12 protein-coding genes and 1 riboswitch are annotated in these 17,683 nt (G+C 39.5%); of the genes, 7 read left to right on the top strand and 5 right to left on the bottom strand.

The annotated features are described in order from the left end of the window. Window positions 1-3,354: a UvrD-helicase domain-containing protein gene (locus tag FAZ15_RS05875; RefSeq protein WP_136900383.1), complete on the bottom strand. Its 3,354-nt coding sequence runs from the start codon at window positions 3,352-3,354 to the stop codon at window positions 1-3. A gap of 169 nt (window positions 3,355-3,523) precedes the next feature. Between FAZ15_RS05875 and FAZ15_RS05870 the strand changes: the two genes are divergently transcribed. The 4 genes from FAZ15_RS05870 to FAZ15_RS05855 all read left to right on the top strand — a co-directional run bounded on the left by FAZ15_RS05870 (window position 3,524) and on the right by FAZ15_RS05855 (window position 9,011). Next, complete coding sequence (locus tag FAZ15_RS05870) at window positions 3,524-4,066, top strand: 30S ribosomal protein S16 (protein WP_136900382.1); 543 nt, start codon at window positions 3,524-3,526, stop codon at window positions 4,064-4,066. A gap of 60 nt (window positions 4,067-4,126) precedes the next feature. After that, window positions 4,127-4,651 carry a ribosome maturation factor RimM gene (rimM, locus tag FAZ15_RS05865; protein ID WP_136900381.1) on the top strand — a complete coding sequence of 175 codons (525 nt, stop codon included), beginning with the start codon at window positions 4,127-4,129 and terminating at the stop codon, window positions 4,649-4,651. 41 nt (window positions 4,652-4,692) lie between these two features. Beyond that, window positions 4,693-4,797: riboswitch (SAM riboswitch) on the top strand. A gap of 140 nt (window positions 4,798-4,937) precedes the next feature. Next, window positions 4,938-5,894, top strand: coding sequence for a methylenetetrahydrofolate reductase [NAD(P)H] (metF, locus tag FAZ15_RS05860; RefSeq protein ID WP_136900380.1), 957 nt, complete (start codon window positions 4,938-4,940; stop codon window positions 5,892-5,894). A gap of 108 nt (window positions 5,895-6,002) precedes the next feature. Continuing rightward, window positions 6,003-9,011, top strand: coding sequence for a glycosyltransferase family 117 protein (locus FAZ15_RS05855; protein WP_136900379.1), 3,009 nt, complete (start codon window positions 6,003-6,005; stop codon window positions 9,009-9,011). Window positions 9,012-9,047: 36 nt separating this feature from the next. Here FAZ15_RS05855 and FAZ15_RS05850 read toward each other — a convergent pair whose 3' ends face one another. After that, complete coding sequence (locus FAZ15_RS05850) at window positions 9,048-10,718, bottom strand: glutamine--tRNA ligase/YqeY domain fusion protein (protein WP_136900378.1); 1,671 nt, start codon at window positions 10,716-10,718, stop codon at window positions 9,048-9,050. Between the two features lie 147 nt (window positions 10,719-10,865). Between FAZ15_RS05850 and FAZ15_RS05845 the strand changes: the two genes are divergently transcribed. Further along, complete coding sequence (locus tag FAZ15_RS05845) at window positions 10,866-12,086, top strand: FAD-dependent oxidoreductase (protein ID WP_162304887.1); 1,221 nt, start codon at window positions 10,866-10,868, stop codon at window positions 12,084-12,086. Between the two features lie 55 nt (window positions 12,087-12,141). Here the strand turns inward: FAZ15_RS05845 and FAZ15_RS05840 are convergent, their stop codons facing one another. The 3 genes from FAZ15_RS05840 to FAZ15_RS05830 form a co-directional block, all read right to left on the bottom strand. Further along, window positions 12,142-12,789, bottom strand: coding sequence for a carbonic anhydrase (locus FAZ15_RS05840; protein ID WP_136900376.1), 648 nt, complete (start codon window positions 12,787-12,789; stop codon window positions 12,142-12,144). Between the two features lie 62 nt (window positions 12,790-12,851). Next, complete coding sequence (locus FAZ15_RS05835; RefSeq protein WP_136900375.1) at window positions 12,852-14,426, bottom strand: SulP family inorganic anion transporter; 1,575 nt, start codon at window positions 14,424-14,426, stop codon at window positions 12,852-12,854. A 101-nt stretch (window positions 14,427-14,527) separates the two neighbouring features. Beyond that, window positions 14,528-14,872, bottom strand: coding sequence for a hypothetical protein (locus FAZ15_RS05830; protein WP_238387165.1), 345 nt, complete (start codon window positions 14,870-14,872; stop codon window positions 14,528-14,530). Window positions 14,873-15,160: 288 nt separating this feature from the next. On the opposite strand from FAZ15_RS05830, the gene FAZ15_RS05825 reads away from it, so the two are divergent. After that, window positions 15,161-16,708 (top strand): helicase HerA-like domain-containing protein, encoded by a 1,548-nt coding sequence (locus FAZ15_RS05825; protein WP_136900374.1) that lies wholly within the window; start codon window positions 15,161-15,163, stop codon window positions 16,706-16,708. A 57-nt stretch (window positions 16,709-16,765) separates the two neighbouring features. Next, complete coding sequence (locus FAZ15_RS05820; protein ID WP_136900373.1) at window positions 16,766-17,680, top strand: sugar phosphate nucleotidyltransferase; 915 nt, start codon at window positions 16,766-16,768, stop codon at window positions 17,678-17,680. The last annotated feature ends 3 nt before the right edge of the window (window positions 17,681-17,683 follow it).

The raw sequence follows: 17,683 nt of genomic DNA, 5'->3' as shown, positions 1-17,683 counted from the left end.
TTAGATTACTTCAACTAATTGATTGGACTTGGCATAATACAAATATCCTTTTACATTTTTATAACCAAGGTCATGTAATGTTTTGGTGTATTTGTCGACTTGGGATTTATGTCCGATATAATCGCCTTGTGTAAATTTAAAATCGAGTACAATCGTTTCTTCGATACTCGTAAATACCTTGTCTGGACGTATCGTCTCTCCATCTGCCGTGATGATACTCGCTTCATTCCATATTTTATAATTGCCCACTAACCATTTGTTGATTTCGGGGTGATGCCATATCTGTTGTATCTCGTTCAAAAGATATGGACGCTCTTCCTTGGATAAGACTCCTTCTTCAATATACTTATCGACCAGTGCATCTACATCATTTTCGGTTGATACTTCGGACATAATCTCATGCGCCAAGATACCATATTGAGAAGCTTTTTCAAGCATTAGGATATTGTTAATGGTGCGCTTCGATGATTTTTCCAAGGCTTTTTCCAGCTCCTTTGAAACAGGATAACGATCTAACGCAATGAAATCAGAAGAAATAGCTCCCTCCTCTTCCTGGGGGATAGGGTGTTGAACATGGATTTCTCCATTTTCCACTCGGAAAGGTGCTTCGATATGATCTAACACTTGATATACTAAATCGCTGATATATTCATTTTTGATTTCGAACCCCATAATTTCTCCTGTTTTCTTGTCTACCGTCTCTTTGAATAAGGGAGCGGAGATATAGAGATGCTCAATAGCTCGCGTAGTTGCTACATATAACGTGTTCAATGCATCCATATAGTTGAAGAGCATTTCTTCAAAGTACTGTTTGTAGAAGATGGACCCCCCTACTTGTCCATTGTATTTAATGGGTAACTTCCCTAATTGCGCAAAAGGCGTTTCGTGGGTCTGTATCCAGAAGTCACCATTTGTCATTCCATCCAGATCCCATGAACAAAAAGGGAGCATGACCACATCGTAAGCTAGTCCTTTAGATTTATGTATTGTGGTAACCTCAATCGCATTTACTTTTCCATTAGAAGGAAGAACGGCACGGTTACCATCTTCTTCCCAAAAGTCTAAAAATTGGATAATACCACGCTCACCATTGGTGGAAAAAGAGGTAACAATATCTTTAAATGCTAAGATATAAGGTAGGTGGATGTTTCCACTTTCTGTTAAATGATAGATTTCAATGAGTTTTTCGACTAAGTGAACCAGGGGTAGCTTTTGCCAGTTTTCCCAGTTGTTTATCAGTTGATCGGGTAAAACCGTGTTCAGATCCCTGATCTCATTGGATTTAAAATCGAGCCAGATAGCATCGTCAAAACTCATGTTGTGTTGCATGACGTGATACAAGTAGGCTATTTTTGCACGATGTATAATATGCTTGTCCGAGTTGTATACCAAGGCTTTGAGCGTTTCAATCAACAATAATATAGCATCATTGGAGATCAGTGCAAGTGCATCTCCAGAGATGACTTCAAAATCTATCGCATGTGTGTTCTTGAAATCCATCAAATGCTGAATCACTACCCTAGCCTGTGCATTACTACGTACCAATATGCCGATTTGATTGGCTTTATATCGCTTACTTCCGATCCATTCACCTACTTGCTTACACAATGTTTCAATGGAAGTTTCTTCCACTTGGTTTCTTCTCCAAGCACCAGAAGTGACTGGAAAATAAAGAATGTCTATAGAGCCCGGTTTTAAGGTGTCGGTTAGTTTACTTTCAGGAATGAGCTGTTGACTGTTTTCATAGGCATTGATAAGCATATTGTCATTGCCTGACTCCCGCCACCATTCTTTGCCTTCTGCAGTCAGTTTATCGAGTACCTTTTCGTTCAGTATAGCTTGTAGTTTATATGGAATCGTTTTGAAAAGGTAGTTGTTTAGCCGGATGATATTGGGCAGACTTCTAAAATTCGTTTCTAAAGCCCCATTTTCAATAAAGCTGGTTCTTTTATCGGGCATGAGGTGGAACGTATCCGCTACCTGCTGTTCGGCTTGATGGAGTAGGATCCGCCAATCACCATTTCTCCACCGGTAAATGCTTTGTTTTACATCGCCTACAATGAGGTGTTCGCTTAATTCTCCAGTTGCATTTCCGAGTGCATTGATTAAGAGCGGGCTATAATTTTTCCATTGAATACGTGAAGTGTCCTGAAATTCGTCAAATAGGAAATAATTGTATCGATTTCCTATTTTTTCCCAGATGAAAGTCGGATCGTTATGCTCGTCTAGTCCCAGCTTACTCAATAATATTTGTGAGTCGGAAATTAATTGTGCACCGTTTTCCTTTCTCCATCGTCCCAATAGGTCACTCATTTCTTTGAGCAGTCTTAAATAGTACAGGTTATTTTGTACGGCTTGATAAGCGAGGTAATTGGGGAAATAGCGATACAGATCTGCGATACTATTTAGTACAGGCGTAAGCTGTTGGATGATATCATACCTCACATCCTTGTTTTGGTCGGTGAAGGCATCTTCATTATCTATCAGTCCCAAGAATTTATCAAATATTTTTTGCAAGTCTGTAGGGGATAATTTCGAAATATTGGAATCCGTCTTACTTGCAGAGAAGAGTTTATTTCGGGATTTTCCTTTCAGGTCATCCGCTCCGAGACCGAAATTTTTAAATAACGTATTAAAAGTTGTTATTGCTTGACTGAGTGCTTCGAGGAAGGTCTTCGTTGTTGCATCTACTTCTTTGTTTAGTAAATTAAAAACTTCTTTGGCATCAGCAATATTCAAATAACCATCGAATTCCTGAAAATTCTCCGAGAAAATCAAACTGGCAAGTTTCATGAGTTGTTGGCGGTAATTCCAATTCTCATTGTTGGTGATTTTCTTTTCGGCATAGGCGATAATCCACTCCAACAAGTCTGGTCGCTCATCCAATAATTGGTTGAGCATGACGGTCAGGTCTTGTTTTACCTTGTTTGTATTCATTTCGATTTTGTAACCCGCATCTAGATTGAGTTCATAGGTGAAACTGCGGATTACCTTTTGGGAGAAGCCATCAATAGTACTAATGGTGAAATGACTGTAGTCGTGTAATATTTTTCTGTAGACCTGATATGTTTTTTCCTGTAAAGTTTCCTGATCCCATGTTGGGAATTTCGCTAACAATAGTTTGCGGTAATCGTTGATTTTTTTGCTGTCATATCCGATAGCCAACGCTTGAAGCACATCCAAGATGCGCTCTTTCATTTCAGCAGTAGCCTTATTCGTAAAAGTGACGGCTAATATTTCACGATAGCTGTTTTCTTTGGAAAGCAACAAGGTCAGGTAATGTACCGTAAGACTGAACGTTTTACCCGAGCCTGCAGAAGCCTTTAATATTTTTAGAGGAGCTATTTTAGCCATTAGAAACTGTCAATTTGGAATGTTGAAGTTACAGAATATTTGGGTCTTTTTATTTGCCCAAATCAATTATCTTTATATCGAGTTATCAATCTAAAAAATAATTACTATCTTTGCGTCCCCTCTTATATATTGTACGGGGGATATGTTGAATACATAAATTAAATTAAACATGGCAACTAAAATCAGATTGCAAAGACATGGTAAAAAAGGACGTCCTTTTTATCACGTAGTAGTAGCAGATTCACGTGCTCCACGTGATGGTAAATTCATTGAGCGTTTAGGATCTTACAATCCAAACACAAATCCAGCGACTATCGTTTTGGATTTTGAAAAAGCGTTGGATTGGTTGAATAAAGGAGCACAACCTACTGACACAGCTCGTACTATCCTTTCGGATAAAGGCGTTCTTTACAAAAAACACTTACAGGGCGGTGTGAAAAAAGGTGCTTTCGACGAAGCTGCTGCTGAAGCAAAATTCACTGCTTGGACAGAAGCTAACGAAGCTAAAATCGCAGGTAAAAAATCAGGCTTAGCGCAAACTAAAGAGGAGGTTAAAAAAGCTGCTCTAGCTGTTGAAGCTAAGAAAAAAGAAGAAAAAGCAGCTGCTATCGCAGCGAAAAATGCTCCCGTAGCGGAAGAAGCTCCTGCTGAAGAAGAAGTGGCTTCAGAAGTGACTGAAAGCGCAGAGAACACAGAAGAAACCGAAGGTTAATCTTTCACAAAGTATTCAGGAAAGCCGGATCTTAGGAACCGGCTTTTTTTATATGACAACATGACACTAGATCAAAGTTTTTATATCGGTTATATCTCTAAGACCAGAGGTCTAAAGGGTGAAGTTCAGGTCTTTTTTGAGTTTGAAGACTATATGGATTTGGAATTTGATGTGCTCTTTGTCGAGGAGAACAAGAAACTTATCCCGTACTTCGTGGATGAATTGAAATTACAAAAAAATAGTACAGCTTACGCTACGTTTGAAGATATCGATCATATCGACAAGGCCCAACCGCTATTGCGTAAAAAAATCTATCTGCCAAATGATAAGATGCCTGTGCGTGATCCAGATGATTTTCGGTACACCGATCTGATAGGCTATTTAGTCATAGATGAACATCACGGTGAATTGGGCGAGATTACCGCTGTACAGGAAATGCCGCAGCAGTTTATCGCTACGGTCAATATGGATGGCAAAGAATTGATGTTTCCGCTTTCCGATGATCTGATCCTTGGAATAGACGGAGAAGAGGGAACCATCGAAGTAGAGTTGCCGGAAGGACTGGTAGATTTATATAGGGAGTAAAATAATTTTGACTTTTTACTTCTTATTGCCGATATTAGCGACGCTTATAGAGAAAGGCAGAGGGAATAGACCCACTGAAGCCTTAGCAACCTGACACTTGGTCAAGGTGCTGCATTCTACTCGTCTTCGGTCGGGAAAGATAAGCTGAAGAAACACGATACCTGTGCGTTTTCTCTGAGCCTAAAACAATAAAAATCAAATGAAATCTGCACGAGTTACCGTACAAAAAGACGGTAATTAAATATAGCTCATGCACGCTTCATCACCTTTAAGATAATTTATTTAGATGAAAATCGTTGATCATATAAAAAACGCGAAAGGAAAAACATTGTTTTCTTTTGAATTGTTGCCTCCCGCAAAGGGGCAGGGTATTCAAAGTATCTTCAAGACAATGGATGAACTTATGGAGTTCAAACCCCCTTTTATCGATGTTACCTATCACCGCGAGGATTACCTATATAAACAACATGATAATGGGTTGCTCGAGCGAGTTGCGTACCGCAAGCGTCCGGGTACTGTAGCTATCTGTGCAGCGATCATGAGTAAATATAAGGTTGACGCTGTTCCGCATCTGATATGTGGCGGATTTACGAAAGAAGAAACGGAGAACGCACTTATTGATCTTAATTTCTTAGGAATAGACAATGTATTGGTGCTCCGCGGCGATGCACGTAAAGGGGATTCGGATTTTATTCCTACACCAGGTGGGCACGCGTATGCTACCGACCTATTGCAACAGGTGGCGGATATGAACCGTGGCCAATATCTTCACGAAGATATTGAGCTTTCTGAAAAAACGAACTTTTGTATCGGTGTGGCCGGCTATCCTGAAAAGCATTTTGAAGCGCCCAATTTCAATACAGATTTCAAATGGTTGAAGAAGAAAGTAGATATGGGTGCGGAATTTATTGTAACCCAGATGTTCTATAATGTAGAAAAGTATAAAGAATTCGTAACCAAATGCCGCGATAACGGTATTCACGTCCCTATTATACCGGGGCTGAAACCATTGACGACGAAAAAGCAGCTGATTACGCTGCCAAAGATTTTTCATTTGGATATTCCAGAGGAACTCAGTGATGCAGTATCCGAATGTAAGACTAATGCCGATGTAAGGCAAGTAGGTGGGGAGTGGCTTGTGGAGCAGTGTAAGGAGCTGATTAAATTTGGGGCACCGGTATTACACTTCTATACCATGAGTAATCCTGGGCCAACAAAAAAAATCGTAGAGAAGTTATTTTAACAACAAAAAAGAGGCAATCGCCTCTTTTTTGTTGTTAAATAGTGTTAATCCATGTGATATACAGGATCTAGTGTTTAACTTTAATCGTAAACAACTAATTCCTAGGATATGAACTACGCTAAAATTAACAATCTTGTAGGCTGGCTATGTGGGGCTGTTGCTACGATGGTATACATTGCCACTGCTGATACCTTTACCAGTTGGTGGGATACGGGCGAATTTATAGCTTCGGCGTATAAATTAGAAATTGTGCACCAGCCCGGAGCTCCACTGTTTCTAATGCTTCAGAATTTGTTTTCTAATTTTGCTTTCGGTGATACTACCCGTATCGCTTTTTGGATGAATATAGGTTCTGCAATTTGTAGTGGACTAACCATCGTATTCCTCTTTTGGACAATTACCGCTTTAGCACGTAAAATAATCGACAAGAAAGGTAATGGTACCAATTGGCATATACTGCAAATTATGGGAGCCGGGATGGTTGGTGCTTTAGCCTATAGTTTTACGGATACATTTTGGTATTCAGCGGTAGAATCTGAAGTGTATGCCATGTCGTCTTTATGTACTGCTGTCGTATTCTGGTTGGTTTTAAAATGGGAAAGAAGAGCCCATGAACCCGATGCAAACAAATGGCTGCTTATGATTGCCTATGTAATGGGACTATCTATCGGTGTGCATTTATTAAACTTACTTACTATCCCTGCATTGGCGTTGGTAATTTATTTTAGAAAGACCGAGCAAATAACCTGGAAGGGTATTTTGAAATCTTTGGGATTGGGTATACTGATATTGGCTTTTATACTGTGGGGTTTGGTGCAGTATATGGTAAAATCTGCAGCATATGTTGATCTATTCTTTGTCAATACGTTGGGGCTCCCTTTCGGATCTGGTATCGTGATTTTTATGGCGTTTATTCTTGGAGCCTTGATTTTTGGGGTTGTTTATTCAATTCGCAGAACCAAACCAATTTTGAATGTTGTTGTTTTAGGAATTTGCTTTGTTCTTGTGGGGTTCAGCTCATATTCTATGCTTTTGATACGTGCCCAAACTAACATTTCGCTGAATAATAATGGCCCGGATAATGTGTTCTCTTTCTTAGGCTATTTAAGCCGGGAACAATATGCCAGTGAACCCCTGTTGAAAGGTTCAAGTTTTGATGCAAAAGTAAAGGAGGCGCAGACGCAATATACCTATCGCAAAGATGAAAACGGGTACACCAAAATTGAAACCAATCGCAAATATACCTATGACAAAGAGACGCTTTTTCCGCGGATGTATAGCGAAAAACATACCGCCTATTATCAGCATTATTTAAATCTAAACCCAACGCAATCACCAACTTTTGCGGATAATTTGAATTTCTTTTTTTCATATCAGTTGAATGATATGTATATGCGTTATTTTATGTGGAATTTCGCTGGAAGGCAAAATGATAAACAAGGGCATGGTACGTATACAGAAGGAAATTGGCTTTCAGGAATTAATTTCTTAGATAACGCTCGTCTCGGTGGACAAGAAGCATTATCTCCTTCCATGCAATCCGATCCTTCAAGAAACAATTATTTTTTCCTACCGCTACTGTTAGGTATAATGGGTTTGCTTTGGCATATCAAACGTCGTAAACAGGATGCATTGATTGTGGCGCTTCTATTCTTTTTTACAGGGATTGCTATCGTCATTTATCTTAATCAGACGCCAATGCAGCCCCGCGAGCGAGACTATGCCTATGCAGGTTCATTTTATGTTTTTGCCATTTGGATAGGCTTAGGGGTATTTGGCATGATCGATATCATGAAGCGGAAGATCATGTTGATTCCTGCTTCCCTTTTATCTCTTGCGATCTGCTTGGCTGTCGGTCCTGGGCTTTTGATAACCGAGAACTGGGATGATCACAACCGAGCAGATAGAGCGATGACGAGGGAAGTTGCTTTCAACTATTTAACATCCTGTGAACCCAATGCTATTTTGTTTACCTATGCCGACAACGACACCTTTCCGTTATGGTATTTGCAGGAGGTCGAGGGAATTCGTACCGATGTGCGTATTGTCAATTTAAGTTATTTGCAATCGGATTGGTATGTGAAACAATCTATGCAAGATATAAATGAGGCAAAGCGTTTGCCTTTAAATTTTGAGGTATCAAAGATCGCAAAAGGAGTTAGGGATGGTCTTCCTGTGGTAGATATGAACATAGAGACACATACGGATGTAAGGACTTTGGTGGATATTATGTTATCGGATAACCGAAATAACCAAATCCAGATGCAGAATGGCGAATACGTCAATATACTCCCTACTAAAAAAATACAGTTACCGATAGATAAGGATTCTGTGATTCGAAATAAGGTTGTGCCAAAGGATTGGGAGAAGGCGATCCCAGACCATATGGAATGGATCTACAATAAAGATTATGTAAGCCGGGCGGAACTTTGTATGATGGAAATATTGGCCAATAACAATTGGGAGAGGCCTATTTATTTCGGTATGATGCTTCCTGAAGAAAGCCTCATGGGATTGGATAAATACTTAGTTTCTGAAGGGTTTGTATATCGATTAATGCCCGTGGAGTTGAACCAGATATCGGATGAAATTACATTAATAAACAGTGACACCTTGCATCGCAATATAACGCAAAAATATAGATGGGGGAATATACATACTTTAGAACATTTTGATCCCGATTCCAATTTTATGTATGAGAATTTTATTTTGAGTAATGTTTTTTTGAATTCCTTGACATCTTTAATGACCGAAAATAAATTTGACAAGGCAAAAGAGGTCGCTTTGATCGCATACGACAATATGCCTAAAAAGGTGTCAAGTATGAAACAGGCATACCTCAACAGTGTTATCGTGGATACGCTCTATAAAACAAAGGAACTGGAAAAAGCTAGGTTGCTTACGGGTAAAAATTTAAGATTCGTTGATGAAGAAATGAATTATAATTATGCTGTAATGCAGGATAAAAATGCTGCTTTGGATGGAAGGGGCTTGAGATTGGCGTTTGCATCTTTAGATAATTATCAAAAGATATTATCGGATGCGGATGATGAAGAACTATTGGCCGCTACTGTGGCACTGAATGATAAATATAAGAAAATTTACCACCTTCAATAGAAGGTAAATAAGGAGGTATTGGCCTCCTTATTTATATTATCTTTTTTTGATTTCTTTTGCCCAGGAATCTTTTAGCGTTACCGTGCGGTTAAAAACTAAATGATCTGGAGAAGATTTGGTATCTAGTGTAAAGTATCCTAAACGGATAAATTGATAACCTTTACCTGCCTGTGCTCTAGCTAGATCAGGTTCAATATAAGCTTTGTTAATGATTTGTAAGCTGTCTGGATTAATAGAAGATTTGAAATCATCTGCAGCAGCCGGATTTTCATCATGGAATAAGCGATCATAAAGGCGTACCTCAGCCTCTTTAGCATGAGGTGCCGATATCCAGTGGATCGTTCCTTTTACTTTTAGTCCTGAGGTATCCTCACCCGATTTGGAGGTCGGGATGTAGTTACAGTGTACTTCGATAACCTTTCCATCGGCATCTTTCACAAAATCATGGCATTCTACGATATAGGCATGTTTTAACCTCACGGATAAACCGACTCCCAGACGAAAGAATTTCTTTGGCGGTTCTTCCATGAAATCATCACGCTCAATCCATAATTGGTTCGTGAAAGGGATACGACGAGATCCTTCTCCTCCTTCTGCTTCTGGATTGTTTTCACCAGTCAATTCTTCTACCTGACCTTCTGGATAATTTGTGATCACCAATTTGATGGGATCCAATACAGCCATGCGACGCCATGCCGTTTTGTTTAAATCTTCACGGATACAGAATTCCAGCAGACTGACGTCGATCATATTTTCACGCTTCTGAACACCGATTTTATCACAGAAGTTGCGAATACTTGCTGCTGTATACCCTCTTCGGCGTAATCCTGAAATTGTAGGCATGCGAGGATCATCCCAGCTTTCAACAAATTTTTCGTTTACCAATTGTAGCAATTTACGCTTGCTCATAACCGTGTATGTCATGTTGAGACGGGCAAACTCATATTGTTTAGACGGGAAAATTTCTAACTTCTCAATACACCAATCGTATAATGGACGATGTGGGATGAACTCCAGCGTACATATAGAATGCGTAATTTTTTCTATCGAATCCGATTGTCCGTGTGCAAAGTCATACATCGGATAAATACACCATTTATCCCCAGTACGGTGATGATACACGTGTCTGATACGGTACAATAATGGATCGCGAAGGTGCATATTGGGGTTGGCCAGATCTATTTTCGCACGTAATACCTTTTCTCCGTCCTTATATTTACCCTCGCGCATTTGTTGAAAGAGCCTTAAGTTGTCTTCAACGGAACGACTACGGTATGGGGTTGGCATGCCCGGTTCCGTAGGGGTGCCTTTTGAAGCTGCGATTTCCTCCGCCGTGCTGTCGTCTACGTAGGCTAATCCTTTTTTGATTAAGTCTACAGCATATTGGTACAATGTGTCGAAATAATCAGACGTGTATAGTTCTTGTGCCCATTGGAATCCAAGCCATTGGATGTCACGTTTAATACTTTCGACATACTCGGCATCCTCTGTAACAGGATTAGTGTCGTCGAAGCGTAAGTTCGTCAATCCATTATATTTTTGCCCTAAGCCAAAATTCAAGCAAATTGATTTGGCATGTCCAATATGAAGATAACCATTAGGTTCGGGAGGGAAACGCGTCAGGACTCTTCCGTCGTGCGTTCCTTTACGAAGATCTTCTTCAATAATTTCTTCGATAAAATTTAATGATTTTTCTTCTTCTATCATGTAGCAAACTTAGATAACTTTCCTTTTTTTCACAAGGAAAGTTTCCATTTATGTTATAAATTAATTTTATGTATTTTCGGAATAAATATCACACAAATGAAATTTCGTCTTTATATTTTTATATTCCTTATCAGTCCCGCACTATTAATGGCACAAAAAAAAGCTAAACCAACCTTACTGGTGTATGGTTCGGATATAGAAGCCTTTACGGCTGCTGTACAAAGTGCACAATCCAGCGTTCCCACACTTTGGGTATTGGAGCAGGAGCAAATGGTGCCATCACTTACTATAGGAGACACTAACATTTTATCTAATGCTAATTTAGATGGAGGTATTTGGATGGATATGTTGATGAAAATAGCAATGAGTAAATACGTCAACGATTCTATAGGACAGATGGTAAAGCGTGATATCAACCCACGACTAGCAATGAATGCGTTGGAAAAGATCATTTCTACGCAGCCCAATCTCACCGTAATGAAGGCTTTGTCGGTGCAATCCGTGTTGCGAAGGAAAAAAGATTGGGAAGTAACCTTATCAAACAAGCAGAAATATACCATACGTGCTATCATTGACGCCACGGAAGAAGGGAAATTACGATCATTGGTGAATGGTATGGAAGGTTATTATAAACCCGGAAGAATATCCCGTGCAGATGCTCATTCGCTGGATCTATCACGTACTACGGTTGCCGTAGGTGAAGTAGACAGTGTTGTGTATTCCTATGTTTTGAATAATATACTGAGCCAATCAAATCAGAACCTGTTTTCGACACAATATCTGATTCAGGTTGCCCGAAATGCAGAAAGCATTCCTCTGCGTGCGCAACTTGGTCAAGCTATGGGAGCGACGGCGGCATATTGCGCGTTTTTCAAAACTACAACAGAGAAGATTGACGTACGGAAGTTACAAACCGAATTGATTACATATGGAGCGAGGCTGTTGCCTCTTCATGACATCCCGACGTCTCATGTTCATTACCGTGCAATTGAAAAAATGTATCTCGCCGGTCTCTTGACTGGAAGGAAAAAAGAAGGTAGCTACGTTTTTGATTCCAAAGATAGCGTAAGATTTGAAGAAATTAAACCCATATTCAATCAATTACATTCCAGGAGCCAGTTGTGGTTCATGGATAATGACGGTGTGTATCTAACTTGGAAGGATCTTTTAAGCTTGGTCAGGTTTGTGAGCTTCAGAGGGACAGAAATGGATGCACAAGTCCAAAAGGATTGGTCTAACAAATTAAAGTTTTCCGGTGAATTTGATGAGAATAGGATAGTAAGCCGGGAAGAGTTTGCCGTAATCGTTGGCAAATACGCCGATCCGTATGTCAAGGGCGTTACCGTTCAAGGAACTATTTTAAGATAGAATCTAAGCAAAAAAAAACTCCGACAAGTTTTTTGTCGGAGTTTTTTGTCGGATCCTATTTATAAGCGAAGACATCTCCTAGATCTTCATTACTTGTAAATGTAGAATCCAAATCAATTAATTCACCCGTTCCGATGTTAACGACCATTCCATGTACAGCCAGATCTTCACGATCTTTCCACGCATTCTGCACAATAGATGTTGTACATAGATTAAATACTTGCTCTTTTACATTTAATTCGACCAACCTGTTTGTTTTCTCTTCTGGGTCTTCAATTGCATCAACTTCTGCTGCATGAAGTCTATATACATCTTTGATATGGCACAGCCAGTTATCGATAATACCAAACTGCTTACGGCTTAAGGAAGCCGCAACGCCACCACATCCGTAATGACCAGCGACGATCACATGTTTTACTTTCAATACATTAACTGCATAATCGAGAACGGATAGCATGCTCATGTCCGAGTGAACGCACAAGTTTGCGATGTTGCGATGTACAAACACTTCTCCGGGTTTTTTACCGGTCACCTCATTCGCTGGTACGCGGCTGTCTGCGCACCCAATCCATAATATCTCTGGGCTTTGGCCTTTTGCTAGTTGTTGAAAACGACCGGTTGTGTCTCCACTTACAAAATTAACCCAGTCTTTGTTTCCGTCTAAAATTTTTTTAAATCCTAATTCTAATTCGTTATTTCCCATATTCTTAAATTTAGAATAGCATCGGTAAATGCTATTCAATATACAGCATTTAGTTTAGTTTTTTAAATTACTTTCTGAAGTTTTTGTTTCTTCCGGTATGTTTTTTTTTTATAGTTTACATCATTTAGTTCGATTTCGAGTCCTTTGCTCAAGGCATTTTGTTCAAAATCTTTGATCACTTCAATAACATCTTTATCTATAAATTTACTATTATGTCCGTCGATCACCACGCGGTTTACCGATTTTGGAAGATTGTATAGTTTTTGTTGAATCGGCACTTTATTAAGGAACGAAACTTCCTCTGCTAATGTCAACGTAGCCTCGTTTTTGAAATCAGTTTCTTCAATATTAAACTTGTATGCATTTTGCATATTGGCACGTAAAATATAGAATGTTGCTACAACAATTCCTATTCCAACTCCCATTAATAAATCCGTTGCAACAATTGCAACTACGGTGACCGCGAAAGGAATAAACTGATCTAGGCCCTTATGGTATATTTTTTTGAAAAGCGCAGGGTTAGCTAGTTTATACCCTGTGTGCAATAAAATGGCAGCTAAACAGGATAGTGGGATTAAGTTGATAAGAGAAGGAATAGCAACCAAGGCTGCTAGCAACCAAATACCATGAAAGATGGCCGACTGACGAGTTCTACCTCCGGCATTTGCATTTGCCGATGAGCGAACGATTACGGAGGTCATCGGCAAACCACCCAATAGACCACTTGTCATGTTGCCTATACCTTGTGCTACTAATTCTCTATTAGTAGGAGAATTGCGTTTGAAGGGGTCAAGTTTGTCTACTGCTTCTATACTCAGGAGTGTTTCCAAACTGGCTATGATTGCGATGGTGACAGCCACTATCCAAACATCTTTATTTAAGATCTGCGTGAAATCAGGAAAAATAAATAATCCAGTAAATTCGGTAAATGAGGAAACCACAGGAATGGATACAAAATGATTTGGATTTAACCCCCAAGAACTGCCTGCGAATGCTATGCTTAGTCCGACTCCGACAAGAACGACAACCAAAGGAGCTGGAACCTTATTTACCGTTTTTATCTTTGGCCAGTATATGAGAATTGCTAGCGATAAAAAACAGATTATAGCGGCTCCCCAATTTACTGCTGAAAAGATAGTATCCGTGAAAGCAGAGATGCCGCCTCCATTATCCAATTCAAAAGCGTGAGATTCAGATAATCCTACTGCCAAAGGCAATTGTTTTAGTATGATGGTGATACCAATTGCAGCAAGCATTCCCAATATTACGGCTGAGGGAAAATAGTTCCCTATCATTCCAGCTTTCAAAATGCCCAATACCAGTTGAACAGCTCCAGCAATCAATACAGCCAATAAGAAAGTTTCATATGCACCTAGATCTTGGATGGCACCTAATACGATAACAGTTAATCCGGCGGCTGGTCCGCTTACACTAAGTGGGGAACCCGAGATAGACGCTACCACAATCCCCCCAATAACCCCTGTTAATACTCCGGCAAATAATGGCGCACCGGATGCCATTGCAATACCCAAACATAGGGGTAAAGCTACCAGGAATACAACAATACTCGCTGGTAAGTCATATTTTAAGTCTCTTTTCGATAATTTTAGAAAAGCAGACATACGAGTTCCTAACATAATTTTTATAAAATTATTTTTAAAATTTATTGAATAAATCACAACAGATTAGTTTCGCTAAGTTATTAGCGCAAACAGATCATCAAATACGAAGCAAGAATTTAGCAGTTAGGAGGCGGTGTTGGGACCGAAGGATGATAAGAGATAATACTTCGCTCGTTACGGAGATAAGTTAGACTCTTACTGTTACTTTCAATAGTAGGATTGAAAGCCAAGAAATCGATTGCATCTGGTTTGAATACTTTCACGCCGTGTTCATGGAGATCTTCACTATTGGAGTTGCTGTTGTTTTTTGCACTCTCAATTTCCAATTGCATGACTACCTGAAGGATCGTTCCTTGGTCAACGTTGTCAATAAAAATCGGCGTAGCAGAAATCAGCATCTTCGTGAAGAAGATAAAGAAACAAATCTTTGCTGATAATATCCTATATGCCTTACTATACATCTATCTTGATTATATTGACTTTCACAAAAATAGAATTATTCCTTAAAAAAACAAGGTTTTTTTTAATCATATGGTATAAATATTACAAAACTTCTTATAAAATCTGTATAAATTAACGATTTGTTAATATAGAAAACCTTGCTTTGTTAAATATTGCAATAATCTCTTCAAATATTTATAAATTCGATAGCTGAAACTTTGGTTTTTTGCGAAATTATATATTGAAGTTTTCCGTTCAATAGGTATTTGTGTTAAATTTTTAAGAACGTAAATTTTACTAATTATATTATGAATCAGCTGTTTATCGACAAAATTAATACCTCTTATAACCCCAAGGGATCGTTTATACAATTGGGATCGGGTATACTAGATGGAGAAGTTATTACGGATGCGAAAGTGAATTTGGCATTAAAGATGATGAACCGTCATGGGCTTATTGCTGGAGCTACAGGTACGGGAAAAACACGTACGCTACAGCTGATGGCGGAACAGCTTTCGGATACAGGAGTGCCGGTATTTATGCTAGACGTCAAGGGCGATTTATCGGGACTGGCTGAACCTGGCAATACGAATGATGCCTTATTGGAGCGGGGCAATCTCGTTGGCATTCCTTTTGTTCCTGCATCGTTTCCCATAGAGATTTTTTCGCTCAGTGGCAAATTAGGGTCTTCTATGCGCATTACCGTTGAAGATTTTGGACCAATACTTCTCGCCAGGATTCTTGATCTTAATGAAACGCAGTCGGGTGTACTTAGTGCTATATTCAAATACGCGGGTGATACCAAATTACCGTTGGTCGATCTTGACGATCTCAAAAAACTATTATCATATTTATCTGAAGGCGCCGGCGCAGAGGAGATCAAAGCAGATTATGGAAAGATAAGTACGGCTAGCTCGGGCGCTATATTGCGAAAAATAGTTGCCATTGAACAGCAGGGCGTCGCACATATTTTTGGTGAGAAAGAATTTGATATTCAGGATTTATTCGGCAAAGTGGATGGTAGAGGTGTGATTACACTTCTAAATATAGCCGATATCCAAGATCAACCCCTGTTATTTTCTACTTTTCTCTTAAGCCTATTGGCCCAGCTTTTCAAAAAGATGCCAGAGGTTGGGGACTTAGATAAACCCAAATTGGTGTTTTTCTTTGATGAAGCGCATTTGCTTTTTAGTGGTGCTTCTAAAGCATTTTTAATGCAGGTAGAACAGATCATTAGGCTAATCAGATCCAAAGGAATAGGCGTGTTCTTTTGTACACAAGCGGCTACTGATGTTCCGGAGAGTGTTTTAGGGCAGTTGGGAAATCGAATCCAACATGCACTACGTGCCTTTACACCTAACGATGCTGAAAACCTCCGTAAGACGGTGAGAACGTATCCTACATCCGAATTCTATGAAATAGATAAAATTCTTACCTCGTTAGGTACAGGCCAGGCACTTGTTACGGTGTTAAATGATAAAGGAATTCCGACGGAAGTTGTCGCCACACATCTCGTTCCAGCTCGGGGTGTGATGGGGCCGGCTAATCCTGAGACGTACGATAACATCATTAGAAACTCCGAGTACTATTCGAAATATCAGGAACGAATAGAAAGGCGTACGGCTTCCGAAATTATCATGGAACGTCAATCTGCAACAGAAGCACAACTTGCGCAAGAAAAAGCCCTGCAAGAGGCCGCTAAAACAAAAAGATCCAAAACAAGCTCTACATCACGGAGACAGACACCTCTGGAGGCGGCTCAGACACAAGCAAGTCGTACGCTTGCCCGAGAGGGAGCTAAGTTGTTGGGGAAAATTGCTAACGGTATATTAAATTCAATATTTAAAAGGAAATAGTCTCAAAATCTTTATGTTTGTAAGATTATTGAAAAGAATTAACAAGGAAATTTTAATATGAGTAAACCTACATTACTAGTACTCGCTGCGGGTATGGCAAGCAGATATGGTTCGTTAAAACAAGTGGATAGTTTTGGTCCTCATGGTGAGACTATTATTGATTATTCTATTTATGACGCTATAAATGCAGGGTTTGGCAAAGTAGTCTTTATTATCCGTAAGGAATTCGAAGCCACCATGCGCGACAAATTTGACGAAAAATTAAAGGGAAAAATAGAGGTGGACTATGCATTCCAAGATTTTGATCTGCGTAAATTCGGTGTAGACAAAGATATCGTACGCGAAAAGCCCTGGGGTACAGCTCACGCTGTGATGAGTGCAAAAGATATTATTCATGAACCATTTTGTGTGATCAATGCCGACGACTTCTATGGTACCGATGCCTTTCAAAAAATGGGTCAGTTCCTTACTTCCGAAGTGTCTGATACCCATATGTCATTAATAGGTTTTAAAGTGGGTAATACCCTTTCAGATTACGGATATGTATCGCGCGGCGTATGCGAAGTAAGTGATGAAGGCAATATGGCTTCGGTAATAGAAAGAACAAATATTTTTTACGTGTCTGATGAAGCAGGGAATAGAAAGATTGTTTACGAAGAGAACGGGGTACAATATGATCTTGATGCGGAATCACGGGTGTCTATGAATTTTTGGGGATTCACACCAAAGGTATTTGAAATAGCACTGGATATGTTTCCTAAGTTTGTGGAAGAAAATGGCGATAATCCGAAATCAGAGTTCTTTATCCCTTCCGTACCAGATTATATGGTTAGGCAGGGATTAGCTGACTTCAAAGTGATACCGACCTCTGCCAAGTGGTTTGGTGTTACCTACAAAGAAGATAAGCCCATTGTACAGGAATCGATTTCAGCATTAATAGAAAACGGAACCTATCCAACGAAGTTATTTTAAAAG

This window comes from Sphingobacterium olei (assembly GCF_005048855.1).
GTDB classification, from domain to species: domain Bacteria; phylum Bacteroidota; class Bacteroidia; order Sphingobacteriales; family Sphingobacteriaceae; genus Sphingobacterium; species Sphingobacterium olei.
The sequence above is the reverse complement of the archived record's forward strand: the minus strand, read 5'-3'. Positions and strand labels throughout refer to the sequence as shown.